At 66.9% G+C, this 26562-nt stretch carries 19 protein-coding genes; 11 read left to right on the plus strand and 8 right to left on the minus strand.

All coding sequences use genetic code 11. The annotated features are described in order from the left end of the window. Positions 1-637 precede the first annotated feature (637 nt). Positions 638-1897, plus strand: a complete 1260-nt coding sequence (gene fabV / locus ACSDHM_RS07080; RefSeq protein WP_072168292.1) for an enoyl-ACP reductase FabV — start codon at positions 638-640, stop codon at positions 1895-1897. A 112-nt stretch (positions 1898-2009) separates the two neighbouring features. On the opposite strand, the gene ACSDHM_RS07085 is transcribed toward fabV, so the two are convergent. The 3 genes from ACSDHM_RS07085 to ACSDHM_RS07095 all read right to left on the minus strand — a co-directional run bounded on the left by ACSDHM_RS07085 (position 2010) and on the right by ACSDHM_RS07095 (position 5900). Next, entirely contained in the window at positions 2010-4079 is a 2070-nt protein-coding gene (locus tag ACSDHM_RS07085; RefSeq protein WP_072168347.1) for an EAL domain-containing response regulator, read from the minus strand. Between the two features lie 91 nt (positions 4080-4170). After that, positions 4171-5355, minus strand: a complete 1185-nt coding sequence (locus ACSDHM_RS07090; RefSeq protein ID WP_061477923.1) for an NAD(P)/FAD-dependent oxidoreductase — start codon at positions 5353-5355, stop codon at positions 4171-4173. Beyond that, positions 5352-5900 carry a YaeQ family protein gene (locus tag ACSDHM_RS07095; RefSeq protein ID WP_072168291.1) on the minus strand — a complete coding sequence of 183 codons (549 nt, stop codon included), beginning with the start codon at positions 5898-5900 and terminating at the stop codon, positions 5352-5354. The genes ACSDHM_RS07090 and ACSDHM_RS07095 overlap by 4 nt, the downstream gene beginning before the upstream one ends. 124 nt (positions 5901-6024) lie before the next feature. Here ACSDHM_RS07095 and ACSDHM_RS07100 point away from each other — a divergent pair, with 124 nt between their 5' ends. Continuing rightward, positions 6025-6894 (plus strand): pseudouridine synthase, encoded by an 870-nt coding sequence (locus tag ACSDHM_RS07100; RefSeq protein ID WP_072168290.1) that lies wholly within the window; start codon positions 6025-6027, stop codon positions 6892-6894. Between the two features lie 13 nt (positions 6895-6907). On the opposite strand, the gene ACSDHM_RS07105 is transcribed toward ACSDHM_RS07100, so the two are convergent. Beyond that, positions 6908-7396: a YaiI/YqxD family protein gene (locus ACSDHM_RS07105; protein WP_072168289.1), complete on the minus strand. Its 489-nt coding sequence runs from the start codon at positions 7394-7396 to the stop codon at positions 6908-6910. Positions 7397-7698: 302 nt separating this feature from the next. Between ACSDHM_RS07105 and ACSDHM_RS07110 the strand changes: the two genes are divergently transcribed. The 4 genes from ACSDHM_RS07110 to ACSDHM_RS07125 all read left to right on the plus strand — a co-directional run bounded on the left by ACSDHM_RS07110 (position 7699) and on the right by ACSDHM_RS07125 (position 11580). Next, a complete protein-coding gene (locus ACSDHM_RS07110) occupies positions 7699-7908 on the plus strand; it encodes a cold-shock protein (RefSeq protein ID WP_005416210.1) in 210 nt (69 codons plus the stop codon). Positions 7909-8096: 188 nt separating this feature from the next. Beyond that, positions 8097-8786: a glutathione S-transferase family protein gene (locus tag ACSDHM_RS07115; protein ID WP_072168288.1), complete on the plus strand. Its 690-nt coding sequence runs from the start codon at positions 8097-8099 to the stop codon at positions 8784-8786. Positions 8787-8818: 32 nt separating this feature from the next. Continuing rightward, on the plus strand, positions 8819-10384 hold the full coding sequence (locus ACSDHM_RS07120; protein ID WP_088496769.1) for a protein adenylyltransferase SelO: 1566 nt from the start codon (positions 8819-8821) through the stop codon (positions 10382-10384). 659 nt (positions 10385-11043) lie between these two features. Continuing rightward, positions 11044-11580, plus strand: coding sequence for an adenine phosphoribosyltransferase (locus ACSDHM_RS07125; protein ID WP_088496767.1), 537 nt, complete (start codon positions 11044-11046; stop codon positions 11578-11580). A gap of 92 nt (positions 11581-11672) precedes the next feature. Here ACSDHM_RS07125 and dbpA read toward each other — a convergent pair whose 3' ends face one another. After that, entirely contained in the window at positions 11673-13049 is a 1377-nt protein-coding gene (gene dbpA / locus ACSDHM_RS07130) for an ATP-dependent RNA helicase DbpA (RefSeq protein WP_072168284.1), read from the minus strand. A 153-nt stretch (positions 13050-13202) separates the two neighbouring features. Next, positions 13203-14282, minus strand: a complete 1080-nt coding sequence (locus ACSDHM_RS07135; protein ID WP_439426808.1) for a YeiH family protein — start codon at positions 14280-14282, stop codon at positions 13203-13205. Between the two features lie 101 nt (positions 14283-14383). Here ACSDHM_RS07135 and ACSDHM_RS07140 point away from each other — a divergent pair, with 101 nt between their 5' ends. Both ACSDHM_RS07140 and ACSDHM_RS07145 read left to right on the plus strand, forming a co-directional pair. Then, positions 14384-15259 (plus strand): LysR substrate-binding domain-containing protein, encoded by an 876-nt coding sequence (locus tag ACSDHM_RS07140; RefSeq protein WP_072168282.1) that lies wholly within the window; start codon positions 14384-14386, stop codon positions 15257-15259. A 166-nt stretch (positions 15260-15425) separates the two neighbouring features. Next, positions 15426-17309 carry an ATP-binding cassette domain-containing protein gene (locus ACSDHM_RS07145; RefSeq protein ID WP_061477914.1) on the plus strand — a complete coding sequence of 628 codons (1884 nt, stop codon included), beginning with the start codon at positions 15426-15428 and terminating at the stop codon, positions 17307-17309. A gap of 356 nt (positions 17310-17665) precedes the next feature. Here the strand turns inward: ACSDHM_RS07145 and ACSDHM_RS07150 are convergent, their stop codons facing one another. Together ACSDHM_RS07150 and ACSDHM_RS07155 are read right to left on the minus strand one after the other, a co-directional pair. Further along, positions 17666-18127, minus strand: coding sequence for a c-type cytochrome (locus tag ACSDHM_RS07150; RefSeq protein ID WP_005416218.1), 462 nt, complete (start codon positions 18125-18127; stop codon positions 17666-17668). 9 nt (positions 18128-18136) lie between these two features. After that, on the minus strand, positions 18137-18520 hold the full coding sequence (locus tag ACSDHM_RS07155; protein WP_061477913.1) for a c-type cytochrome: 384 nt from the start codon (positions 18518-18520) through the stop codon (positions 18137-18139). Between the two features lie 205 nt (positions 18521-18725). Between ACSDHM_RS07155 and ACSDHM_RS07160 the strand changes: the two genes are divergently transcribed. The 3 genes from ACSDHM_RS07160 to ACSDHM_RS07170 are packed head-to-tail and all read left to right on the plus strand — an operon-like array spanning position 18726 to position 26472. Further along, entirely contained in the window at positions 18726-19871 is a 1146-nt protein-coding gene (locus tag ACSDHM_RS07160; RefSeq protein WP_049411461.1) for an efflux RND transporter periplasmic adaptor subunit, read from the plus strand. Continuing rightward, positions 19868-23389, plus strand: coding sequence for an efflux RND transporter permease subunit (locus ACSDHM_RS07165; RefSeq protein ID WP_439426809.1), 3522 nt, complete (start codon positions 19868-19870; stop codon positions 23387-23389). Before ACSDHM_RS07160 ends, ACSDHM_RS07165 begins: the two co-directional genes overlap by 4 nt. Then, positions 23386-26472, plus strand: coding sequence for an efflux RND transporter permease subunit (locus ACSDHM_RS07170; RefSeq protein ID WP_065185171.1), 3087 nt, complete (start codon positions 23386-23388; stop codon positions 26470-26472). The genes ACSDHM_RS07165 and ACSDHM_RS07170 overlap by 4 nt, the downstream gene beginning before the upstream one ends. The last annotated feature ends 90 nt before the right edge of the window (positions 26473-26562 follow it).

Genomic DNA, 26562 nt, shown 5'->3' on the forward strand with positions numbered 1-26562 from the left:
TCCGACACCGCCCCACCTCTGACAGATTCCGGCGGCTGTTGGTAGGTGTCGACCTTGGCCGACACATCTGTCAGATATCGAATGAATTCAACCGTGTCGACCAAGGTCGACACCTACCAGGGCCGCACGCCGTTCCAACAGATCGCGGAAGTCTGTCGAAGGCGGGGCGGGTCCGGTTGAGGGGGCGTGAGCCGCATGGGCCCGAGGCATGCCTCGGGCGGGTTGGGCAGGACGCCCAACCCCGGTCTTGCCGTGTGCGCAGGACAGCGCACACGAGCAAGCGGCGACCGAGCTTACATGGGTGAGGGCGCTTTGGTTGCGAAGCACTGCTTCGCAAGCGCCCGAACGCACAGCCGCCAGCGGCTGGGCCGGGCCCCGGAGGGGGACTTGCAGCGTCCCCCTCAACCGGACCCACCCCGCCCACCCCCAGGAACCCAGCTTTTGACGTTGCTCTGGCCCTGGCCGTTGCTCAGGCCTCTGCGGGTGCAGGGTGCAACCCTGCAAAAGAAACACCACCCTACGCCAGCGTCGGTTGTGCAATCTTCCCCCGCGCACTACGATCCTGCGGTTCGCGCGCGTGCGCGCCCGTACTCCTGCTGAGCGCCCCGTGCGCCGCATCTGCCAACCCGAGGTATCCATGGTCATCAAACCGCGCGTCCGCGGCTTCATCTGCGTCACCACCCACCCGACCGGCTGCGAGGCCGCGGTCAAGCAGCAGATCGACTACATCCGTGCGCGCCCGCCGATCCAGAACGGTCCCAAGCGTGTGCTGGTGATCGGCGCCTCCACCGGCTACGGCCTGGCCGCACGCATCACCGCTGCCTTCGGCAGTGGCGCTGCCACCCTCGGTATCTTCTTCGAACGACCGGGCAGTGAAACCAAGCCGGGTACCGCGGGCTGGTACAACTCGGCCGCGTTCCACAAGTACGCCGACGAAGCCGGCCTGTATGCCAAGAGCATCAATGGCGATGCCTTCTCCGATGAAGTGAAGGCGAAGACCATCGAAATGATCAAGGCCGATCTGGGCCAGGTCGACCAGGTTGTCTACAGCCTGGCCGCGCCGCGCCGCAAGCACCCGAAGACCGGCGAGATCATCAGCTCCACGCTGAAGCCGATCGGCGAGCCGATCACCCTGCGCGGGCTGGATACCGACAAGGAAGTGATCACCGAAACCACCCTGCAGCCGGCCACCCCGGAAGAAATCGCCGGCACCGTCGCGGTGATGGGCGGCGAGGACTGGCAGATGTGGATCGATGCACTGGCCGATGCCGGCGTGCTGGCCAATGGTTGTACCACCACGGCCTTCACCTACGTGGGCGAAGAGATCACCCAGGCGATCTACTGGAATGGCTCGATCGGCGCGGCCAAGAAGGACCTGGACACCAAGGTGCTGGGCCTGCGCGAAAAGCTGGCGAAAATCGGCGGCGACGCGCGCGTGTCGGTGCTGAAGGCCGTGGTGACCCAGGCCAGCTCGGCCATTCCGACCATGCCGCTGTACCTGTCGCTGCTGTTCAAGGTGATGAAGGAAAAGGGCACTCACGAAGGCTGCATCGAGCAGCTCGACGTGCTGTACGACATCCTTTACGGCGGCAAGGCTGATGGCACGGCGGTTGATCGCCTGCGCCATGACCTGGTCGATGGCGGCGGCCACACCGTCGCGCTGGTCGATGAGGAAGGCCGCCTGCGTGCGGACTACAAGGAAATGGCCGCAGACGTGCAGGGCAAGGTGGTCGCGCTGTGGCCGCAGGTGACCAACGAGAACCTGTACGAAATCAGCGACCTGGCCGGCTACAAGGCCGACTTCCTGCGCCTGTTCGGTTTTGGCGTGGAGGGCGTCGACTACGAGGCCGACGTCAATCCGGACGTGAAGATCGAAAATCTCGTCGACATGACCTGATCAAGCAGAAGGCCGGCGAAAGCCGGCCTTCTGGTTTGTGTAGAGCCGAGCCATGCTCGGCTGCTCTTCGCTTGAGTCCCGCAGCCGAGCATGGCTCGGCTACAGAGAGGCATCACCCGAATTCGAAGCCCATCTCCGGCAGCGCCGGGCCGACGAAATCGCCCTGCACGTAATCCACGCCGGCACTGAACAGCAGCGTCATCGAGTTGGCATCGCTGACGAATTCGGCAATGGTGCAGATGCCCGCTTCCTGAGCACGCGCGGTGATCTGGCTGATGCGGTCGATGTTCTCGCGGGTGGCGGCCAAGTCGCTGGTGAAGCCCCGGTCCAGCTTGAGGAACTGCGGCTGGAAGTGGGCCAGCAGCTGGAACGAGTCCAGCCCGGAACCGAACTGCTCCAGGCCGATGCGGCAGCCCAGTGGCGCCACTTCGGCAAGGAACTGCTGTGCACTGCGCAGGTGGGTGAACACCTTCGCTTCCGGTGCATGCAGCCACAGCCGTTCGCCGGGCACGCCCTGTGCCTGCAGCTCGCGGCGCAGGGTGGCGATCATCTGTGGGTCATCGAACGATTCCGGCGTGACCTTCACCAGCACCTGGGTGGCATGACCCGCACGTGCGCGTTCACCCAGCACCGCGATCGCCTGCGAGACCACCCAGCGGTTGATGTCGGCCAGCAGGCCGTGTTCCTCGGCGATGCCCAGGAACGCGGTCGGGCTCAGCAGCTCGCCATTGTTTTCCAGGCGCAGATAGGCTTCGTACAGCTCCAGTGGTTCGCCCTGCAGGTTCAGCACCGGCTGGTAGTGAAGCTGGAAACCGTCGCCGGCCAGCGCCTCGCGGATGCGCGCCACCCAGCGCTGCACACGCTCTTCCTCGACACGGTCGGCAGCAGCCGGGTCGAAGATGCGGCAGGTGTTACCCAGCTCGGCTGCAGCCTGGGTGCATTCGCTGGCGCGCGCCAGCACCTGGCCGATGCTGGCGATCTTCTCACCGACCTGCACGCCACCGATGCTGACCGTCACCGTGGCCGAGCGTGCGCCGATGCTGAAGACGTGTGCGGCGTAGGCTTCTCGGATGCGCTCGGCCAGCGCCACGGTCTGTGCGTAGGGCCCGGCCTGCAGCACGGCGAAATTGTGCTCGCCGAAACGGGCCAGTTGCGCGTCCTCGCCAACCACTTCGGCCAGCAGGGCGGCGAGGGCGCCGATCAGGGTGTCGGCCGAGGCCAGGCCGATATCCGGCAGCAGGCGCGCGTAGTGGTCCGGCTCGATCAGCAGCAGGCCGAACTGGCCCTCGCTGCGCCCGGCCTGGGCCACCGCGCTTTCCAGCTGCAGCATGAAGGTCGGGCGATTGAGCAGGCCGGTGACCTGGTCGCGCTGGCGCAGGTCCTCGACCTCGCGTGCCAGTTCGGGGTCGAACTCCATGCGGCGGCGGAGCACCACCTGCAGGCAGGACTCGCCCTCGTAGGTGGCCGCCGCAAATTCCATCGTCGCCGGGAACGCACTGCCGTCCTGGTGGCGCGCGTCGAGCTGGTACTGGGGCGGCGGCGCCTCGCCACGGCTGAGGCCCTTCAGCAGCTGCTTGAAGCCCTCCACGTGCTGGGCGGCGACCATGTCCAGCAGCGAAATGCCTTCGATGTCGTCGAAATGCTCGTAGCCGAACATCTCCAGGTAGGCGTCGTTGGCGCGGATGTGCATGCCTTCATGCACGTAGGCGATGGGGTCGCGCGAGGAGGCGATCAGCGCGTCGCAGCGGCGCTCGGTCTCGCGCATCTGCGCCTCGATGCGGCGCAGGCCGCGGCGTGCCTGCAGGTCGACCCACTGGTCGCGGACCACGGCGAGCAGGTGCTCGGGGCGCTGGCGCAGGGCGAGGGCACGGATGCCATGGCTGCTGGCCTGCACGAGTTCGTCCTCGTCGATGCGCTCGGCCAGCAGCACCAGCGGGATGTCCTTGCCGCTGGCAGCGATGTGCTGGGCTGCCAGCTGCAGCGGAATGCCCTGCGACGGCGAGGCCAGCACCAGGTCGATGGCCTGGCTGGTCAGCACCTGGGCCAGCTCGGTTGCATCCTGTGGGCGCCACGGGCGTACCGCGATGCCGCTGTTGCGCAGGGTGCTGACGATGGCTTCGGCATTCTCGCCGCTGTCATCGACGATCAGCAGGCGGATGGTGATGTCGTTCGCGTTCTGCATGCACTGCTCCCCAATCTGCGAATCTAGATACACGATGCGCGGCGAACCGTCCATGCGCGTCCCCCTTGCGCGCATGGAACGGCGAAGTGGTTCACACCACGCCGCCCGCTGCGTGCCCGCTTGCCCAGGCCCATTGGAAGTTGTAGCCGCCCAGCCAGCCGGTCACGTCCAGCACCTCGCCAACGAAGTGCAGGCCGGGGACGCGCTTGGATTCCATCGTTGAGGATGACACTTCGGCGGTGTCCACGCCGCCCAGGGTGACCTCGGCGGTGCGGTAGCCTTCGGTGCCGCTGGCCACCAGCGGGAATGCGCCCAGCAGCTGCGCAGCCTGGCGCAGCACCGGCTCGTCCAGCTGGCGCACGGGGCGGTCGGGCAGCCAGTGCTCGCACAGCCGCTGTGCCAGCCGCTTCGGCAGTACCTCGCCCAGCACCGTGCGCAGCTCGGCGGCGGGGCGGTCGCGCTTCATCTGGCGCAGCCACTCGCCCGCATCCTGGCCCGGCAACAGGTCCAGCTCCAGCGCATCGCCGGGCTGCCAGAACGAAGAGATCTGCAGGATGGCCGGGCCGCTCACGCCACGGTGGGTCAGCAGCATGAAGTTCTGGAAGCTCTTGCCGTTGCAGCGCGCCTCGATCGGCAGTGCGACGCCGCTGAGGTCGGCCAGCCGCTCCTGGTGCTTGCCGCTGAGGGTCAGCGGTACCAGCCCGGCGCGGGTCGGCAGCACCTGGTGACCGAACTGGCGGGCCACTTCATAGCCAAAGCCGCTGGCCCCCATGCTGGGAATCGACAGGCCACCGGTGGCAACCACCAGCGAGGCGCAATGGAACAGGCCGTGCGTGGTGTGCACGCGGAAACCATCGCTGCCATGCTCGATGCGCTGCACGCTGCAGTCGGTACGGATCTGTACGCCGGCCGCCTGGCATTCGTCCACCAGCATTTTCACGATCTGCTTGGAGGAGACATCGCAGAACAACTGCCCCAGTTCCTTTTCGTGATAGGCGATGCCGTGCTTGTGCACCAGCTCGATGAAATGCCAGGGTGTGTAGCGGGCCAGCGCCGACTTGCAGAAATGCGGGTTGGCCGACAGGAAGTTGGCCGGTGTGGTGCCGGTGTTGGTGAAGTTGCAGCGGCCACCGCCGGACATCAGGATCTTCTTGCCGACCTTGTTGGCATGGTCGATCACCTGCACCTGGCGGCCGCGCTGGCCGGCAGTGATCGCGGTCATCAGCCCGGCTGCGCCAGCGCCGATGACCACCACGTCACAACGGATCGTGCTCATGCCTTGGCGCGCTTGCGCCAGGTCGGGATCACGTCGAGCTGCATCTGATCGTTGAGCAGCTGCACTTCACCGTCCTGGATCAGCACGCTCCAGCGCATCGCGCGCTGGATCTGCTGGCCCCACAGCTCTACGAAGGCACCGTCGAGGTCGACCACCGAGAGGTTGTCGAAGCGCGCCAGGCCCTTGCTCTGCTTGCCCCACCAGATCTCCGAGGCGTTGCCGCCATAGTTGACCACCTGCACCTGGCGGCTGCGGTTGCTGGCCTTGCGGATGCGCGATTCGTCCGGATGGCCCAGGTCGATCCACTGCAGGATGTCGCCGGTGTAGTCGTGTTCCCAGAGGTCGGGTTCGTCATCGGTGCTCAGGCCGCGGCCGAACTCCAGGCGGTCGCCGGCGTTCAGCGCGAAGGCGAGCAGGCGCACCATCAGGCGCTCGTCGGTCTCGGACGGATGCTGGGCCAGGGTCAGGTTGTGGGTCGCGTAGTAGCCGCGATCCATGTCGCTGATCTGCAGTTCGGCCTTGCGGATGGTGGCGGTAAGAGCCATGGGGGATCCGTGGACTAAAGAGGACAATGATAGAGGTTTGCTCCGGGGGTGTCCGTGGCCGGGCTGTCTGCGCAGCGTCAACGGTGGCACGCTTGCGTTCTTTCCCGTGGCCGGAGTGGACGCCATGACCTTGCCCAGCCGACTGCAGTTGCCGCCCGGGCCCTGGGCCACCCTGCTGGATGGCCTGTGTGCACGTTTCCCGCGCATCGCGCGCGCGCAATGGCAGGATCGCTTCGCGCGTGGCCGTGTGCTGGATGCGCAGGGCAGGGCGCTCACTGCGGACATGCCCTGGCAGGTCGGGCGGGAGATCCAGTACTTCCGCGAGGTGGCCGACGAACCGGTGATTCCCTTTGTCGAGACCATCGTCCATCTGGATGCGCACCTGCTGGTAGCCGACAAGCCGCATTTCCTGCCGGTGACACCTGCGGGTGGGCATGTGCGCGAGACGCTGCTGGCGCGGCTGGTCGCCCGCACCGGCAATGCTGATCTGGTACCGCTGCACCGGCTGGATCGGCTGACGGCCGGGCTGGTGCTGTTCTCGACCCAGCGAGGGTCGCGCGATGCTTACCAGCGCCTGTTCCGTGAGCGGCGCATCGAGAAGACCTATGAGGCCCTGGCACCGGCGCTGCCGGGGCTGGCATTTCCGTTGCAGCGGGACAGCCGGTTGGTGCCGGGCGAGCCGTTCTTCCGCATGTCCGAAGTGACCGGTCAGCCCAATGCGCGCAGCCGGATCGAGCTGATCGAGGCCGAAGGGGCGATCTGGCGCTACCGGCTGCTGCCGGAGACCGGCCGCAAGCATCAGTTGCGCGTGCACATGGCCATGCTGGGGGCGCCGATCTTGGGTGACGACCTGTACCCGCAGCTTCGGCAACGGCCACTGAATGTGGCCGAGTCACCGCTGCAGCTGCTGGCGCGGGGCCTGGCCTTCGACGACCCGTTGAGTGGCGCACGACGGATGTTCAGCAGCGGCCGCAGCCTGAGCCTTCCGGCATAGGGCGGCCAGGCGCTCAGCGGGCCGGGCGTCGCGCCAGCCAGCGGTCCAGCTCGGCGGCGAACAGCTGCCGGTCGCGGGGTCCCAAGGGCGGCGGTCCGCCGGTCTGGACCCCGGCGCCGCGCAGTTCCTCCATGAAATTGCGCATCGACAGCCGCTCGGCCATGTTGTTCGGGGTGTACAGCTGGCCGCGCGGGTTCAGCGCCACGGCCTTTTTCTCCAGCACCAGCGCAGCCAGTGGGATGTCCTGGGTGACGACCAGGTCTCCGGCGGCGACCCGCTCGACGATGGCGCTGTCGGCCACGTCCAGGCCCTGCGGCACCTGGATCGAGCGCAGCCAGCGTGAGGGCGGGGTGCGGATCCACTGGTTGGCGACCAGGGTCAGTTCGATCCCCACCCGTTCAGCCGCACGAAACAGGATGTCGCGAATGACAGTGGGACAGGCGTCCGCGTCCACCCAGATGCGAGAGGGCGCGTATTCAGCGGGGGTTTCAGCTTCAGTCATTTCCCCAGTGTAGGGTAGGAAAAACCTGAATGGGGGCTCGGGGTTAGCCGCGAACGGCTGCCAACCCTTGTCACGCCTAGCGGGTGACCTGTTCCCATGAACGTCGGGACTATCGCTTTTTGCGGAAAACACGCGTATCGTGCGACCCACTGTGTTTGCTAGGGTCACCGTGAATCGTGGCCTGGTGCAGTTGATCTCACGATCCGCTCATCGATCCGCTTTACCAACGCCTGCAACTCAGTCTCGGCCCCGATACCCGGTGGCTGCGATTTTTTTCAACATGTGTTTCAGGAGTTAGTAAAATGTCTGAACGTCAGACCGGCACCGTCAAGTGGTTCAACGACGCCAAGGGCTTCGGCTTCATCACCCCGGAAAGCGGCCCGGACCTGTTCGTGCACTTCCGCGCGATCCAGGGCACCGGCTTCAAGACCCTGCAGGAAGGCCAGAAGGTTACCTTCATCGCCGTCCAGGGTCAGAAGGGTATGCAGGCTGACCAGGTGCAGGCGGTCTAATCCGTCTGCTACCGTTGGGTAGCCAGAGAACGCCGGAAGCGAGAGCTTCCGGCGTTTTTTATTGCCCGCTGTTTTTTGTAGAGTCGAGCCACGCTCGACAGTTCTCAAAGACAGTGGAGCATGGCTCGGCTCTACAAAGGGCATGCAGCCGGCGCGGTAGGATGGAGACCTTCCCGAGGACCGTCCCCATGCGCATCGTTCATCACCTGGAAAACTCCCGTTCCCTGCGCGTGCTGTGGATGCTGGAGGAGCTGGGGCTGGACTACGAACTGCGCCGCTATCCGCGTGATCCGAAGACGCTGCTGGCGCCGCCGGAACTGCGCAACGTGCATCCGCTCGGCAAGTCACCGGTGCTGCAGGATGGCGAGCTGGTACTGGCCGAGTCCGGTGCGATCCTCGACTACCTCGCTGACCGTTACGACACGCAACGCCAGCTGTCGCCGTCACCGATGCCGGCTGACGGGGCCGAACGCATCGCTTACCGCTACTGGCTGCACTACGCCGAAGGCTCGGCGATGCCGCCGCTGCTGCTGACCCTGGTGATGGGCCGCATACGCAACGCGCCGATGCCGTTCTTTGCGCGCCCGATGGCACGCAGCATTGCCGACAAGGCCGAGCGCGGCTTCATCGGCCCGCAGCGGCGGCTGCATCTGGACTGGATGGAGCGCCGCCTGGCTGAAAGCCAGTGGTTTGCCGGCGAGCGCTTCAGTGCGGCCGACATCCAGATGAGCTTCCCGATCCAGGCTGCTGCCGCGCGCGGTGGCGGTCTCGACGACAAGCCGGCGCTGCGCGGCTTTCTCAAGCGTATTGGTGAGCGCCCGGCCTACCAGCGTGCCGAGGCCCACGGCGGCCACCTGCAGGCGCTCAGCGGCAATTGAGGCGGGCGGCCGTCGTCCCCATCTTCAGTACCATGGATACCGACAGCCTCCGTTTCGACAACCGCCTGCTGCACACCCTGCCGGGCGACCCCGAATCCGGCCCGCGCAGGCGCGAAGTGCTGGGCGCGGCCTGGTCGCCGGTGATGCCGACCCCGGTGGTGGCGCCCACGTTGCTGGCGTGGTCGCCTGAGGTTGCCACGATGCTCGGCTTCGATGCTGCCGAGATCGAGAGCGAAGGCTTCGCCGATGTATTCGGCGGCAACGCGCTGTACGCCGGCATGCAGCCATGGGCCGCCAATTACGGTGGCCATCAGTTCGGCCATTGGGCCGGCCAGCTCGGCGACGGACGTGCGATCTCGCTGGGCGAGCTGGTGGCACCCGATGGCCGCCACTGGGAGCTGCAGCTGAAGGGGGCCGGGCCGACCCCGTACTCGCGCGGTGCCGATGGACGGGCAGTGCTGCGCTCGTCGATCCGCGAGTTCCTGTGCAGCGAAGCGATGCACCACTTGGGGGTGCCGACCACGCGCGCGTTGTCGCTGGTCGGTACCGGCGAGGAGGTGGTGCGCGACATGTTCTATGACGGCCACCCGCGTGCCGAGCCTGGCGCCATCGTGTGCCGGGTCTCGCCGTCGTTCCTGCGTTTCGGTTCCTTTGAGCTGCCGGCCTCGCGTGGCGAGACGGCCTTGCTGCAACAGCTGGTGGACACCTGCATCGCCCGTGATTTCCCCGGGCTGGAGGGGCAGGGCGAGGCACTGTATGGCGACTGGTTCGCGCAGATCGCGGTGCGCACCGCCGAGATGATCGCGCACTGGATGCGTGTCGGCTTCGTGCATGGTGTGATGAACACCGACAACCTGTCCGTGCTCGGTCTCACACTTGATTACGGCCCCTATGGCTGGGTCGAGGATTTCGATCCGGAGTGGACGCCGAACACCACCGACGCCCAGGGGCGCCGCTACCGCTTCGGCACCCAGCCGCAGGTGGCGTACTGGAACCTGAGCCGATTGGCGCAGGCGCTGTCGCCGCTGTTCGCCGATGTCGCACCGCTGCATGCGGGCCTGGCGGCCTACCAGTCCACCTTCGTGGCCTGCACGCGTCGCGATGCTGCATCGAAGCTGGGGCTGGCTGCTGCCGACGATGACGACCTGCAGCTCTACCAGCGCTGGCAGCAGCTGATGCAGGAGGGCGCCATGGACATGACCCTGGCCTGGCGTGCACTGATGCGCATCGACCCGTCGGCAGCGGACGCTACGGTTCTGGACGCGGTGTACTACGACGAGGCGCGCAAGCATTCGGTGCAGGCGCCGTTGCAGCAATGGCTGCAGGACTACGCAGCGCGCCTGCGTAGCGATCCGCTGTCGGCCCGCGAACGCTTGGCGAAGATGGCAGCGGCCAACCCGCTGTACGTGCTGCGCAACTGGCTGGCCCAGGAGGCGATCGACCGCGCAGAGCAGGGTGACCTCGGCGGTGTGCATGCGCTGCAGGACGTGCTGCGCGACCCATACACCGAACGCCCGGGGCTTGAACACTTCGCCGGCAAGCGCCCGGCGTGGGCCGACAACCGCGCCGGCTGCTCGATGCTGTCCTGCAGTTCCTGAGGGTGGGTTTCGGCAGGGCTGCGCCCTGCACCTGCAGAGGCCAAGTCAACGGCCAGAGCTGGATCCCGTGGCTTGGCGGGGCGGTGTCGGAATGCGGGGGCGCTGCAAGTACGTCCCTGTAAGCTTGGCAGCCGCTTGCACGTGTGCGCAGTCCTGCGCACACGGCAAGACCGGGGTTGGGCGTCCTGCCCAACCCGCCCGAGGCATGCCTCGGGCCCATGCGGCTGACACCCCGCACCCCGACACCGCCCCACCTCCGACAGATTCCGGCGGCTGTTGGTAGGTGTCGACCTTGGTCGACACGGTAGATCCACGCCATGCGTGGATGCTTTTCGTTCAATTCTCGAAATATTCGATTTCGATTGAGATTCATCCACGCATGGCGTGGATCCACGACAGATCGCAGGACTCTGTCGAAGGCGGGGTGGGTCCGGTGGCGGGAGTGTCCGCGGCATGGATGCCGCGGCCAAGCCCCCATGGACGGGTTTACGGCGTCTCCCGCCATCGGATCCACCCCGCCATCCCACAGGAAACCAGCTTCTGCCGTTGCCGTTGCTTGAAGCCTCCGCAGGTGCAGGGCGCAGCCCTGCCGACACCCCCAACAGGCAGCCGGCGCCCGGAACAGGTACCCTATGCCGCCATCAGACAGCCAATGTGACATGACCGACGCCCTCGTCGCTCCGCAGTGGGCCTCCCGCCTGCGCGACATCGCCGACTTCCCCAAGCCCGGTATCCTGTTCAAGGACATCATGCCGCTGCTCGCCCACGGCGAGGACTTCCGTGGCGCGATCACCGCGATGGCCGACCGTTGGCGCGACCAGAAGCTGGACGCGGTGGTCGGCATCGAATCGCGTGGTTTCATCCTCGGCGCCGCGATGGCACTGGAGCTGGGCGTGGGCTTCGTGCCGGTGCGCAAGCCGGGCAAGCTGCCGGGCCAGGTGCTGCGCGAGGAATACACGCTGGAGTACCGCAGCGACTGCATCGAAGTGCACGCCGACGCGCTGCCGGCCGGGGCCCGCGTGGCGATCATCGACGACGTGCTGGCCACCGGCGGTACGCTGGTCGCTGCGCTGTCGCTGGTGCGCCGCCTGGGTGTTGAAGTGGTCGGCGCCGGTGTGCTGGTCGAGCTCGATGGCCTGGGCGGCCGGGCCCGCTGGGAGGCGGGCTTGCCACTGCACACCGAACTGGTGTTCTGATCGAAGGGTGAATGCCAACCAGGGTTGGCATCTACCAGAGCGAAGGGCCGGGAGCCGGTCGTTGCCAACCGTGGTTGGCAACGCGGCTTCAATCACATCATCCGTACGCGGAAACGACGGCCCTTGATCTTGCCGGCTTCCAGCCTGGTGACGGCCTTGTTGGCCTGTTCACGCGCGATCGCCACATAGGAGCGGGTCGGGAAGATCGCGATCTTCCCGATGAACTTGCTCGACAGGCCGGCATCGCCGGTCAGTGCGCCGAGGATGTCGCCCGGGCGCAGCTTGTCGGTCTTGCCGCCGTCGATGCGCAGGGTGCGCATCGCCGCCTGCGGCAACTCGGCCGGGCGCGAGGTCGCCAGTGGCGTCTTCTGCCAATCCAGCGGTTGCCCCATCTGCGCTTCGATGGCTTCGGCGCGGGTCTTTTCGCGGCCAGCCACCAGGCTGATCGCCAGGCCGCTCGCACCGGCACGGCCGGTACGGCCCACGCGGTGCTGGTAGCTCTCCACGTCGGTCGGCAGCTCGTAATTGATCACCGCCGCCAGCTCTTCCACATCGAGGCCGCGTGCAGCCACGTCGCTGGCCACCAGCACGTTGCAGCTGCGGTTGGCCAGCAAAAGCAGCACCTCCTCGCGGTCGCGCTGCTCCATGTCGCCGTGCAGGGCGAGTGCGGAGAAGCCGAACTGCTGCAGCGAGTTGGCCACTTCGTCCACATCCTTGCGGGTGTTGCAGAACACCACCGCCGATTCCGGCGCGTACTTCAGGAGCAGGCCGGCCAGCGCCTTCTGGCGATGCGCCGGTTCCACCTCGCAGAACAGGTGGCGGATGGCCGGTGCCTGGTCGGCGCCTTCCACGGTCACCTCCACCGCGTCGCGCAGCAGGTCACGCGCCATGGCGCGGATGCTGTCGGGGAAGGTGGCGGAGAACAGCAGGCTCTGGCGATCCCTGTGGGTGCGGCCGGCGATCTCGCGGATGGGCTCCTCAAAGCCCATGTCGAGCATGCGGTCGGCCTCGTCCAGCACCAGCGTGCGCACCGCGCCAAGATTCAGCGCGCGCTTGCGTGCCAGCTCCTGCACGCGGCCGGGCGTACCGACCACCACGTGCGGATCGTGGCCTTCCAGCGACGCCAGCTGCGGGCCCAGCGGCACGCCACCCACCAGCAGCAACAGCTTCAGGTTGGGAATGCCGGTGGCCAGCTTGCGGATCTGCTTGCCGACCTGGTCGGCCAGTTCGCGGGTCGGGCACAGGACCAGCGCCTGCACGCGGATCAGGCTGGGGTCGATGGCCTGCAGCAGGCCCAGGCCGAAGGCGGCGGTCTTGCCGCTGCCGGTCGGCGCCTGTGCGATCACATCGCGGCCATCGAGGATGGCCGGCAGGCTCTGCGCCTGCACGGGGGTGAGGGTGGTGTAGCCGAGGGCGTCCAGGCCGGGCTGCAGGGCCGGGCTCAGCGGCAGGGTCGAGAAATCAGTCATGGCGCATTGTACCTGCCTGCGCGGCTGGTCCCGCCTGGTGGGCCCGGGGGCGGATCCCTTTCCTCAGGAACGGGATCTGACCCCAACAGTGCCGTCATCCACGCATGGCGTGGATCTACGGGTGGGCGCCGACCCTGGTCGGTACGCTCCTGCTCAGCCCAGCACCGCCAACACACCCTGGTGGATCGCCAGGCCACCGAACAGCAGCCAGGCGAACAGGATCAGCGCCAGCAGCAGCGGTTTCAGGCCCGCCTGGCGCAGCGCCGAGACGTGGGTGGTCAGGCCCAGCGCGGCCATCGCCATCGCCAACAGCACCGTGTCCAGCTGCACCAGCCCGGCCTGCAGGCCGGCCGGCAGCAGATGCAGCGAGTTGAAACCGGCCACGGCCACGAAACCGAACGCGAACCACGGCACCACGATGCGCGCCTTGCTGCCGTCGGCGCTGGCCTTGCCGCCACGCGCCAGCCACAACGACAACACGACCAGGAACGGCGCCAGCAGCATCACCCGCACCATCTTGGTGATCACCGCGGTATCGGCGGCGGCTTCGCTGACCGCGCGGCCGGCGGCCACCACCTGCGCCACTTCGTGCACAGTCGCACCAGTGAACAGGCCGTACTGCCGCGCGTCCATCGCCAGCCAGCCGTGCGACTGCACCAGCGCGTACAGCGCCGGGTACAGGAACATCGCCAGCGTGCCGAACACCACGACGGTGGAAACCGCGACAGTGACCTGCGCAGCGCGGCCGCGCACCACCGGTTCGGCGGCCATCACCGCTGCCGCACCGCAGATCGCGCTGCCGGCGCCGATCAGCATTGCCGCCTCGCGTTCCATCTTGAACACACGAACGCCCAGCCAGCAGGCCAGGCCGAAGGTGCTGGCGACCACCAGCACGTCCATCAGCACGCCGCTGACGCCGACATGGCCGATGTCCTGGAAGGTCAGGCGCAGGCCGTACAGCACGATGCCGGCGCGCAGCAGCCAGTGCTTGGAGAAGCCGACACCGGCCGCGCTGCTCGGCGCCAGCCGCGGGTAGAGGGTGTTGCCGACCACGATGCCGGCGACGATGGCGACGGTCAGTGCACTCAGGCCATGCGCCTGCAACCAGGGAAGCTCGGCCAGGTACAGCGATGCCGCCGCGATCAGGCCCACCAGCAGTAGACCAGGCAGGCGCGGCTGCCAGCGCTGGCGCAGGGCGGGCAGGGACCAGGGGGAGAGGGCGGGGGCGTTCATGGCAGGGCAGGGCTGTGGTGACGAGGCAAGCGTGCGCCTTCGTTCATGACCTGTAAAACGAATACTATGGGTAAAAGCTACCTATAAGATGGGTAATCTGCATGCGCCTGACCCTACGCCAGCTTCAGGTTTTCGTTGCCATCGCCGACCACGGCAGCACCACCGCCGCCGGCCAGGCCATCGCGCTCTCGCAGTCGGCCAGCAGCGCCGCCCTGCAGGAGCTGGAGGCGCACTTCGGCACCCCACTGTTCGACCGCATCGGCCGCCGCCTGGCCCTGAATGGTCATGGCCGCGCGCTGCTGGAGCCGGCGCGCACCCTACTGGTCAACGCCGCCGATCTGGAGCGGCAGCTGGCCGCCGGCGGCGACCCGTCGCAGGGCGCGCCGCTGCGATTGGTGCTGGCCGCCAGTACCACCATCGGCAACTACCTGCTGCCGCAGCGCATCGCTGAACTGCTGCGGCAGGCGCCGCAGGCCGAAGTCGACCTGCGCATCGACAATAGTGCTGGCGTAGTCGGCGCCGTGCAGCGCCTGGACGTCGACGCCGGCCTGATCGAAGGCCCGTGCCATGAGCGCGGTTTGCAGGTCACGGCCTGGCAGCAGGATCCGCTGGTGATCGTCGGCGCCGCCGACGTTCTCCCGCGCTGGTCGCTGGACGAACTGCGCCGCGCCCGCTGGCTGCTGCGCGAACCGGGCTCCGGCACCCGTGAAGCAGTGGAACAGGCCCTGCTGCCGCACCTGCGTGGCTTCGCCCAGACGCTGCAGCTGGGCAATACCGAAGCGATCAAGCAGGCCGCGATCGCCGGCCTCGGCCTGGCCTGCCTCTCGCGTCACGCGCTGGAAGAGCCGCTGGCGCTGGGTCGTCTGCGCGTGCTCGAAACCCCGTTGCCTCCGCTGCAGCGCACGCTGTGGCTAGTACGCCACCCCGGCAAGCAATGGCTGCCGGGGTTGCAGGCGCTGCTGGGGGAGGTGGGGTAGCCGGGATCCATCCGCACAGCGCGAATTCCACGACGGGATCCGCGCCCCGCCGTCCCACAGGAAACCAGCTTTTTGACGTTGCCGTTGAGGCTGCCGGCCAGCGGCCGGCACTACCGCGGGTGCCGGGTGCAACCCGGCCGACGCCCCCAACCCGTACAATATCCGGATGCCTCTGATTACTCTGCAGAACGTCGACTTCAGCGTCGGCGGCCCGTTGTTGCTGGAAAAGGCCGAACTGTCGATCGAGCCGGGTGAACGCATCGCCCTGATCGGCCGCAACGGCGCCGGCAAATCCACCTTGCTCAAGCTGCTGTCCGGCGACCACAAGCCCGATGACGGCGAAGTCCGCGTGCAGCAGGGCGTGCGCGTCACCCGCCTGGAGCAGGAAGTGCCACATGGCGCCGCCGGCTCGGTGTTTGACGTCGTCGCCGATGGCCTCGGTGAACTGGGCCAGTGGCTGGCCGAATTCCATCACCTCAGCCACGCCGAAGTATTTGATGGCGAAGCCCTGGGCAACGTGCAGGCCAAGATCGACGCCGCCAACGGCTGGGGCCTCGATCAGCGCGTCAGCGAAACCCTGACCAAGCTCGACCTGGACGGCGAGGCCGAGTTCGGCCGCTTGTCCGGCGGCATGAAGCGCCGCGTGCTGCTCGCCCGTGCGCTGGTGTCCAGCCCCGACGTGCTGCTGCTGGACGAACCGACCAACCACCTCGATATCGAAGCCATCGACTGGCTCGAAGCGTTCCTGAAGGGTTGGAGCGGCAGCGTGGTGTTCGTTACCCATGACCGCCGCTTCCTGCGCGCACTGGCCACCCGCATCGTCGAGATCGACCGTGGCCAGGTCACCAGCTGGCCGGGCGACTGGGCCAACTACGAGCGTCGCCGGGAGGAACGCCTCAACGCGCAGGCGCAGGAAAACGCGCGCTTCGACAAGCTGCTGGCGCAGGAAGAAGTCTGGATCCGCCAAGGCATCAAGGCGCGCCGCACCCGCGATGAGGGCCGCGTGCGCCGCCTGAAGGCGATGCGCGTGGAGCGTTCGCAGCGCCGTGATCTCAGCGGCAACGTCAAGATGGAAGCCGCACAGGGCATCAGCTCTGGCAAGAAGGTCATCGACGTCAAGGATATTTCGTTCGCCTTCGGTGAGCGCACCATGGTCCGCGACTTCACCACCACCATCATGCGCGGCGACCGCATCGGCCTGATCGGCCCCAACGGCAGCGGCAAGACGACGCTGCTGAAGCTGCTGCTGGGCGAGCTGCAGCCGGCCAAGGGCGAAGTCAACGCCGGCACCAACCTGCAGATCGCCTATTTCGACCAGTACCGTGCGGTGCTGCGCGAAGACTGGAGCGCGATCGAGAACGTGGCCGAAGGCCGCGATTTCCTCGAGTTCAACGGCAAGCGCAAGCACGTGCATGCCTACCTGCAGGACTTCATGTTCACCCCGGAACGCGCGCGTGCGCCGATCACCCGCCTGTCCGGTGGCGAGCGCAACCGCCTGCTGCTGGCCAAGCTGTTCGCGCAGCCGTCCAACCTGCTGGTGATGGACGAACCGACCAACGACCTGGACGTGGAAACCCTGGAGCTGCTGGAAGAGCTGCTGGGCGAGTACACCGGCACCCTGCTGCTGGTCAGCCATGACCGTGACTTCATCGACAACGTGGTGACCTCCACGCTGGTGATGGAAGGCGACGGCGTGATCGGCGAGTACGTCGGTGGCTACAGCGACTGGCAGCGTTATGCGGCCAGCGTGGCAGCGCCTGCCGCGACCCCCGCCGCCAAGCCGGCAGCCGCAGCACCTGCCGCGCCGGCTGCTGCCACCCCGGCTGCGCCCAAGCGCAAGCTGGCCTACAAGGAAGCGCGCGAGCTGGAGCAGCTGCCGAAGACCATCGAGAAGCTGGAAAGCGATGTCGAAGGGCTGACCTCGGCGATGAACGATCCGTCGTTCTACACCCGCAGCAGTGCCGAAGTGACCGCGCACACCCAGCAGCTGGCCAAGGTGCAGGCCGAGCTGGATGCCGCGTACGCGCGCTGGGAAGAGCTGGAAGGCTGAGCGGCTACCACGGCCGTCTCGCCCTGCGGGCGGCTGTGGTTTTTGATCTGATTCCGCCTTGAAGCGAGCCGAGCACCGCAGGTCCGGCGAGGGCGAAGAGGCGCGGGTGTCTGAGCGCAGCGAGTTCCCGCGCCGTCCCTCGGTGGACCGAGGAGCGCAGGGTACCGGTGCGTAGCATCGGCTCGCGGACGGCGGAGCGTTTCTTTTGGTTACTTTTCTTTGCGAGCACCGCACTGCAGGAGCAGAGCGGAACGGCATAGCCGGCCCGCAGGGTGACGCACAAGGATGTGCGTCATCAAGAAAAGTAACGCCCATGAACGCATCAGATTGCAGCAGTCATGATCCGCGCAGAGCGGTCATTTGACCCCGTGCAGATCCCGCAACTGGCTCGGCCGGCTGCCGAAATACGCCGCCAGATCGGCGATGTCCTGATCGCTCAGGTCCTTCGCCTGCGGCGTCATCAGCGCATGCTGGCGGTCGCCGGCGCGGTAGGCCTGCAGCGCATGCGCCAGATAGTCGCCGTACTGGCCACCCAGTTTCGGATAGGTCGGATCGATCGGCGCATTCCCGTCGGCCCCATGGCAGTCGATGCAGCTCTGGTTGGTGGCCTTGCCCTTCACCTTGGCGCGGGCTTCACCGGCGGCCTCGCGGCCTGCCGGCAGGCCAGCGGAGGACGAAGAACCGTGTTCGCCGCTGGCATGGCCCGGGTCGGCGGCGGATTTCTCGCTGTTTTCCACCTGCGACTGCGAACAGGCCGCCAGCAGCAGGGCAACGGACAGGGCGATGGCGTGACGCATCGGATGCGCGGCTTTCGACATGGGCGGGCCTTACTTGACGGTGGACAGGTAAACAGAGAGATCGGCGATCTCCTGTTCGCTGAAACTCATCGACTGTGCCTGCATCGTCGGATGCCGGCGCTTGCCCTGGCGGTACTCGGTCAGGGCCTGGGCCAGGTACTGCTGGGTCTGGCCGCCGATCTTCGGCACCCGGTAGCTGGGGTAGGCGTTCTTGTAGCCGGTGATGCCGTGGCACCCCTGGCAGGTGTAGGCCAGGACACGGCCATTGTCGAAGTTGCCGGTGGGCGTGGCAGGCGCCGGCGCGGCGGCAGGCGCCGGGGCGGGTGTGGCAGGAGCGGGAGCGGGCTGTGCGGCGGCCCCAAGGGGCAGGAGGACGGCCAGAGCGAGACAAGCGGCGAGCGGCTGCGGGCGCATGGTGTCGTTTCCGGGGATTCGGGTCTGGTCGTTCCGGCGTGGGGTACGGAACGCCCCGAGTATAGCCTCAGGTTTCATCTAGCTGAAATGGGGGCGGGCCGACCAGCGGCGTGAAGACACCATGACCTTTGGGATATGGTGTTGCCGTGAAGTGGTGCATTACTTTGCTACCACACCTGTCCACGCATCCTCCAGGGACCCGACGATGTCGCACCCAACCTTCCTGTCCGGCCGTCGCAGCGGAATCTGCGCTGCCGCACTGCTGATCTCCACCTCCCTGCTGCTGGGCGGTTGCGCCGCAGGGCCCAATTCCGAAGCCAAGGCTGCCGAGACCAAGGAGGAGAAAAAGGTCGACGCCGTCCCGGTCGAAGTGGCGGTGGCCAGCCATCGTGCCGTCGCGGCCAGCTACACCGGTACCGCTGCACTGGAGCCACGCGCCGAGTCGCAGGTGGTCGCCAAGACCTCCGGCGTAGCCCTGGCGGTGCTGGTCGAGGAAGGGCAGCGGGTCACCGCCGGCCAGCCGCTGGTGCGGCTGGACCCGGATCGTGCGCGCCTGGCCGTGGCGCAGAGCGAAGCGCAGATGCGAAAGCTGGAAAACAACTACCAGCGCGCACAGAAGCTGGTCGGCCAGCAGATGGTCAGCGCTGCCGATGTCGACCAGCTGCGCTACGACCTGGAGAACGTCCGTGCGCAGTACCGCCTGGCCACGCTGGAGCTGTCCTACACCACGGTCGTGGCACCGATCTCGGGTGTGATCGCCTCACGCTCGATCAAGACCGGCAACTTCGTGCAGATCAATACACCGATCTTCCGCATCGTTGACAACTCGCGGCTGGAGGCCACGCTCAACGTACCCGAACGTGAGCTGGCCACCCTGCGTGCCGGCCAGCCGGTGACGCTGGCGGCCGACGCACTGCCGGGCCAGAGCTTCACCGGCACCGTTGACCGCATCGCGCCGGTGGTGGACTCGGGCAGCGGCACGTTTCGCGTGGTCAGTGCCTTCGATGGCGCCGCCCACGCGCTGCAGCCCGGCATGTTCGGCCGCATCCGCATCGATTACGACCAGCGTGCCGATGCGCTGGTGGTGCCGCGCCTGGCGTTGCTCGATGACGGTGAACCTGCGGTGTTCCGCGTGCGCGAAGGCAAGGTCGCACGCGTTCCGGTCAAGCTGGGTTACGCCGAGGGCCCGTGGGTGGAGATCCGTGATGGCCTGGCGGCCGGTGATCAGGTGGTCACCGCCGGCAAGGTCGCCCTGCGCGACGGCACCACGGTGCAGGTGATTGCCGATCCGAAGGCGAAGGCGGTCGCGGCGGCCGCCAAGCCCGCAGACAAGGCCGGGAGCAAGCAATGACTGCCCCGGGCCACGACCACGGTGCCTCGCCGGCGAGCGACGGCGCCGCCGCCGGCATGCGCGGCGGCCTGGTGGAATTCGCCACGCGCCGCCGCGTGACCATCGCCATGTGCACGGTCACCCTGCTGCTGTTCGGCCTGATCGCGCTCGGCAACCTCAAGGTCAACCTGCTGCCCGACCTGAGCTACCCGACGCTGACCGTGCGCACCGAATACACCGGTGCGGCGCCGACCGAAATCGAAACCCTGATCACCCAGCCGGTTGAAGAAGCGGTGGGCGTGGTCAAGAACCTGCGCAAGCTGAAGTCGGTCTCGCGCACCGGCCAGAGCGATGTGGTGCTGGAGTTCGCCTGGGGCACCAACATGGACCAGGCCAGCCTGGAGGTGCGCGACAAGATGGAAGCGCTGAACCTGCCACTGGAGGCCAAGGCCCCGGTGCTGCTGCGCTTCAATCCGTCCACCGAGCCGATCATGCGCCTGGTGCTGTCCAACAAGGTCGCGCCGACCAGCGATGCCGATGCGGTCCGCGAGCTGACCGGCCTGCGCCGCTATGCCGATGAAGACCTGAAGAAGAAGCTGGAGCCGGTCACCGGCGTGGCAGCAGTGAAGGTGGGCGGTGGCCTGGAAGACGAGATCCAGGTCGACATCGACCAGCAGAAGCTGGCGCAGCTGAACCTGCCGATCGACACCGTCATCAAGCGTCTCAAGGACGAGAACATCAACATCTCCGGCGGCCGCCTGGAAGAGGGCTCCCAGCGCTTCCTGGTGCGTACCGTCAACCAGTTCGCTGACCTCGAGGAAATCCGCAACCTGCTGGTCACCACCCAGGCCGCCAACGGCAGCGCAGTGGATTCGGCGCTGCAGCAGATGTTCAACATCGCCGCGTCGACCGGTTCGGCGGCAGCCATCGCGGCGGCGTCGGCGGCACAGAGCGCATCATCCGGCGGCGGCTCCAGCGTGGTCGCCAACGGCGTGCCGGTGCGCCTGAAGGACGTGGCCACCGTGCGCCAGGGCTACAAGGAGCGCGAAGCGATCATCCGCCTGGGCGGCAAGGAGGCGGTCGAGCTGGCCATCTACAAGGAAGGTGATGCCAACACCGTGTCGACCGCCGAAGCGCTGCGCAAGCGCCTGGAGCAGATCAAGGGCACGTTCCCGTCCGATGTCGAGCTGACCACCATCGAGGACCAGTCGCGCTTCATCGAGCACGCCATCGCCGACGTCAAGAAGGATGCGGTGATCGGTGGCCTGCTGGCGATCCTGATCATCTTCCTGTTCCTGCGCGATGGCTGGAGCACGTTCGTGATCAGCCTGTCGTTGCCGGTCTCGATCATCGCCACGTTCTTCTTCATGGGCCAGCTCGGCCTGAGTCTGAACGTGATGTCGCTGGGCGGCCTGGCCTTGGCCACCGGCCTGGTGGTGGATGACTCGATCGTGGTGCTGGAGAGCATCGCCAAGGCCCGCGAGCGTGGCCTGGGCATCCTGCAGGCGGCCATTGCCGGCACCCGCGAAGTGAGCATGGCGGTGGTTGCCTCGACCCTGACCACCATCGCCGTGTTCCTGCCGCTAGTGTTCGTCGACGGGATTGCCGGACAGCTGTTCCGCGACCAGGCGCTGACCGTGGCGATCGCCATTGCGATCTCGCTGCTGGTGTCGATGACCCTGATCCCGATGCTGAGCTCGCTGAAGGGGCGGCCACCGCTGGCGTTCCCGGAAGAGGCGCCGAACGCAGCATGGCAGCCGCAGAAGCGCTGGCAGAAGCCGGTCGCGCTGGGCCGCCGTGGCGTGGTTGCCAGCGTGCGCTGGAGCTTCTATGCGCTGGCCTGGCTTGTCGTGCGCGTGTGGCGTGGCGTGGTGGCAGTGGTCGGCCCGGTGATGCGCAAGGCCAGTGATCTGGCGATGAAGCCCTATGCAGGCGCCGAGCGAGGCTACCTGCGCCTGCTGCCGAGTGCGCTGGCGCATCCCGGCAAGGTGCTGGGCGTGGCAGCCATCATCTTCGTGGCGACCATGGCGCTGGTACCGATGCTTGGCGCGGACCTGATTCCGCAGCTGGCGCAGGACCGGTTCGAAATGACGGTGAAGCTGCCGGCCGGCACGCCGCTGAAGCAGACCGATGCGCTGGTGCGCGAGCTGCAGCTGGCGCACGGCAAGGGGGAGGGCGTGGCCTCGCTGTATGGCGTCAGTGGCAGCGGCACCCGGCTGGATGCCAGTCCGACCGAAAGCGGTGAGAACATCGGCAAGCTGACTGTGGTGATGGAAGGTGGTGGCAACGCGCGCACCGAAGCAGCAATCACCGAGCGCCTGCGCGGCACCATGAGCCAGCACCCGGGCGTTCAGGTCGACTTCGCGCGGCCGGCATTGTTCAGCTTCTCCACGCCGTTGGAAATCGAACTGCGCGGGCAGGACATGGCCACCCTGGAAGTGGCCGGGCAACGCCTGGCGGCGATGCTGCGCGGCAATGCGCACTACGCCGACGTGAAATCGACGGTGGAAGAGGGCTTCCCGGAAATCCAGATCCGCTTCGACCAGGAACGCGCGGGTGCGCTGGGCCTGACCACCCGCCAGATCGCCGACGTGGTGGTGAAGAAGGTGCGCGGCGACGTCGCCACCCGCTACAGCTTCCGTGATCGCAAGATCGACGTGCTGGTGCGTGCCCAGGAAGGTGACCGCGCCAGCGTCGAGAGCATCCGCCGGCTGATCGTCAATCCGGGCAGCAGCCGCCCGGTCACCCTGGACGCAGTGGCCGACGTGGTCGCCACCACCGGCCCCAGCGAGATCCATCGTGCCGACCAGACCCGGGTGGCGGTGGTATCGGCCAACCTGCGCGACATCGACCTTGGCGCCGCCATGCGCGAAGTGCAGCAGATGGTGGCCGAGCAGCCGCTGGGCGCGGGCGTTGGCCTGCACATCGGTGGCCAGGGCGAGGAGCTGGCGCAGGCGGCGAAGTCGCTGATCTTCGCCTTTGGACTGGCGATCTTCCTGGTCTACCTGGTGATGGCCTCGCAGTTCGAGTCGCTGCTGCACCCGTTCGTGATCCTGTTCACCATCCCGCTGGCGCTGGTCGGCGCGATCCTGGCGCTGATGCTGACCGGCAAGCCCATCTCGGTGGTGGTGTTCATCGGCCTGATCCTGCTGGTCGGCCTGGTCACCAAGAACGCGATCATCCTGATCGACAAGGTCAACCAGCTGCGCGAAGCCGGCGTGGCCAAGCATGAGGCGCTGGTGGAAGGTGCGCGCTCGCGCCTGCGCCCGATCATCATGACCACGCTGTGCACGCTGTTCGGCTTCCTGCCGCTGGCGGTGGCGATGGGCGAGGGCGCCGAAGTGCGTGCACCGATGGCGATCACCGTGATCGGTGGCCTGCTGGTGTCGACGCTGCTGACGCTGCTGGTGATCCCGGTGGTGTACGACCTGATGGATCGTCGCGGCGACGCCTACTACCGTGAGCGCGGCCGCAAGCACGCCGGCGAGATCGAGCCGGGCGCAGCAGGCAGCGCGGCGGGTGTGGAGGAGCCGGCATGAGCGTTGCCGAGTTCTCCATCCGCCGCCCGGTCACTACCATCATGTGCTTCGTGTCGCTGGTGGTGATCGGCCTGATCGCTTCGTTCCGGCTGCCGTTGGAGGCGCTGCCGGACATCTCGGCGCCGTTCCTGTTCGTGCAGATCCCGTACACCGGTTCGACGCCCGAGGAAGTGGAGCGGACCATCATCCGCCCGGTCGAGGAGTCGCTGGCGACGATGACCGGCATCAAACGCATGCGCTCATCGGCCACCTCCGAGGCGGCGCTGATCTACATCGAGTTCAGCGACTGGGACCGCGACATCGCCATTGCCGCGTCCGACGCGCGCGAGCGTATCGATGCGATCCGCAGCGACCTGCCCGACGACCTGCAGCGCTACAACGTGTTCAAGTGGTCCAGCAGTGACCAGCCGGTACTGAAGGTGCGCCTGGCCAGCACCACCGACCTGACCACTGCCTATGACATGCTCGACCGTGAGTTCAAGCGGCGCATCGAGCGCATCCCGGGTGTGGCCCGCGTCGATATCACCGGTGCACCGCCGAACGAGGTGGAGATCGCCATCGATCCGAACCGGCTCAACGCGCATGGGTTGAGCATCAACGAGCTGAGCGAGCGCCTGCGCACGCTGAACTTCTCGATCTCGGCCGGTCAGATCGACGACAACGGCCAGCGCGTGCGCGTGCAGCCGGTGGGCGAGATCACCGACCTGCAGGAAATGCGCGACCTGGTGATCAACGCCAAGGGCCTGCGCCTGGGCGATATCGCCGACGTGCGCCTGAAGCCGGCGCGGATGAACTACGGGCGCCGTCTGGACGGCAACCCGGCGGTGGGCCTGGATATCTTCAAGGAGCGCAGTGCCAACCTGGTGGACGTCTCGCGTGCGGCGCTGGCCGAAGTCGAGGCGATCCGCGCGCAGCCGTCGATGCGCGACGTGCAGATCAAGGTGATCGACAACCAGGGCAAGGCAGTGACCTCGTCACTGCTGGAGCTGGCCGAAGCCGGTGCGGTCGGCCTGATCCTGTCGGTGACGGTGCTGTTCTTCTTCCTGCGCCATTGGCCGTCGACGCTGATGGTGACCCTGGCCATTCCGATCTGCTTCACCATCACCCTGGGCTTCATGTACTTCGTCGGGGTGACGCTGAACATCCTGACCATGATGGGCCTGCTGCTGGCCGTGGGCATGCTGGTCGACAACGCCGTGGTGGTGGTGGAGAGCATCTACCAGGAGCGCGAGCGCATGCCGGGGCAGCCACGGCTGGCCTCGATCATCGGCACCCGCAACGTGGCCATCGCGCTCAGCGCCGGTACGCTGTGCCACTGCATCGTGTTCGTGCCGAACCTGTTCGGCGAGACCAACAACATCAGCATCTTCATGGCGCAGATCGCGATCACTATCTCGGTCTCGCTGCTGGCCTCGTGGCTGGTCGCGGTCAGCCTGATTCCGATGCTGTCCGCACGCATGGCCACACCCAAGCTGGTGCACTCGCAGACCGGCCTGATCGCGCGCCTGCAGCGGCGCTATGCACAGTTGCTGGACTGGTCGCTGCATCACCGCGGTTGGAGCCTGCTCGGCATCCTGCTGGTGGTGCTGGTCAGCCTGGTGCCGATGAAGCTGACCAAGGTCGACATGTTCGGTGGCGAGGGCGGCAAGGACATCTTCATCGGCTACATGTGGAAGGGCGCCTACACCTACCGGCAGATGTCCGAGGAAGTGGCGCGCGTGGAGAGCTGGATCGACCAGAACCGCGAGCGCCTGCACGTCAAGCAGGTGTACTCCTGGTACAGCGAGCAGGAAGGCAGCTCCACGGTGGTCACCCTGGACGAGAAGTACGCCAAGGACATCAAGGCGCTGCAGGAAGAGTTGCGCAAGGGCCTGCCGAAGTCCGCCCGCACCGACTATTTCGTCGGCAACCAGGGCGGCGATGGTGGGGGTGGCGGCAACCAGGGCGTGCAGGTGCAGCTGGTGGGCGATTCCAGCTCGATGCTGCAGGAGATCGGCCAGGAAGTGGTGCCGTTGCTGGCGCAGCGTGCCGAACTGCGGGACGTGCGCATCGACAATGGCGAGAAGGGCGGCGAGCTGAAGGTGCGCGTCGACCGTGAGCGTGCCGCAGCGTTCGGCTTCAACGCCGAACAGGTGGCCAGTTTCGTCGGCCTGGCGCTGCGCGGCGCACCGATGCGCGAGTTCCGCCGCGGTGACAATGAAGTGCCGGTGTGGGTGCGCTTTGCCGGCGCCGAGCAGAGCAGCCCGGAAGACCTGGCCGGTTTCAGCGTGCGTACCGGCGATGGCCGCAGCGTGCCGCTGCTGAGCCTGGTCACCGTGGACGTTGGTTCGTCGGCCACCCAGATCGGCCGTACCAACCGTCAGACGACATTGACCATCAAGGCCAACCTGGCCGGGAAGGTCACCGCGCCGGACGGGCGCAAGGCGATCGAAGCCGTGCTCAAGCCGATGAACTTCCCGGCCGGCTACGGCTTCACCTTCGATGGCGGCGACTACGGCAACGATGATGAAGCCATGCAGCAGATGGTGTTCAACCTGCTGATCGCGCTGGTGATGATCTACGTGGTGATGGCGGCGGTGTTCGAGTCGCTGCTGTTCCCGGCGGCAATCATGAGTGGCGTGCTGTTCTCGATCTTCGGCGTGTTCTGGCTGTTCTGGATCACCGGCACCTCGTTCGGGATCATGTCCTTCATCGGCATCCTGGTGCTGATGGGCGTGGTGGTGAACAACGGCATCGTGATGATCGAGCACATCAACAACCTGCGGCGCAGCGGCATGGGCCGTACCCAGGCGCTGGTGGAAGGCTCACGCGAACGCCTGCGCCCGATCATGATGACCATGGGCACGGCGATCCTGGCGATGGTGCCGATCTCGCTGACCGACACGCAGATGTTCGGCAATGGCCCGGAGTACTCGCCGATGGCGCGTGCGATTGCCGGCGGCCTGGCGTTCTCGACCGTGGTCAGCCTGCTGTTCCTGCCGACGATCTACGCGGTGCTCGATGACCTGCGTAATGCCGTGACGCGCCTGATCCGCCGTGCGCGTGGAGTGGAAATGGTAGAGCCGGGCGCTGCCCGGCTGTAACGCACGTCAACGTGTTGTGGTGTGGGGGAGGCCGGTCGTAGTGGGGCGGTCTCCCCCTTTTTTTGCTCGCCGCGTCTGCTTGCCTCTGTA

The organism is Stenotrophomonas sp. T8 (genome assembly GCF_051853085.1).
Classification (GTDB): Bacteria; Pseudomonadota; Gammaproteobacteria; order Xanthomonadales; family Xanthomonadaceae; genus Stenotrophomonas; species Stenotrophomonas sepilia.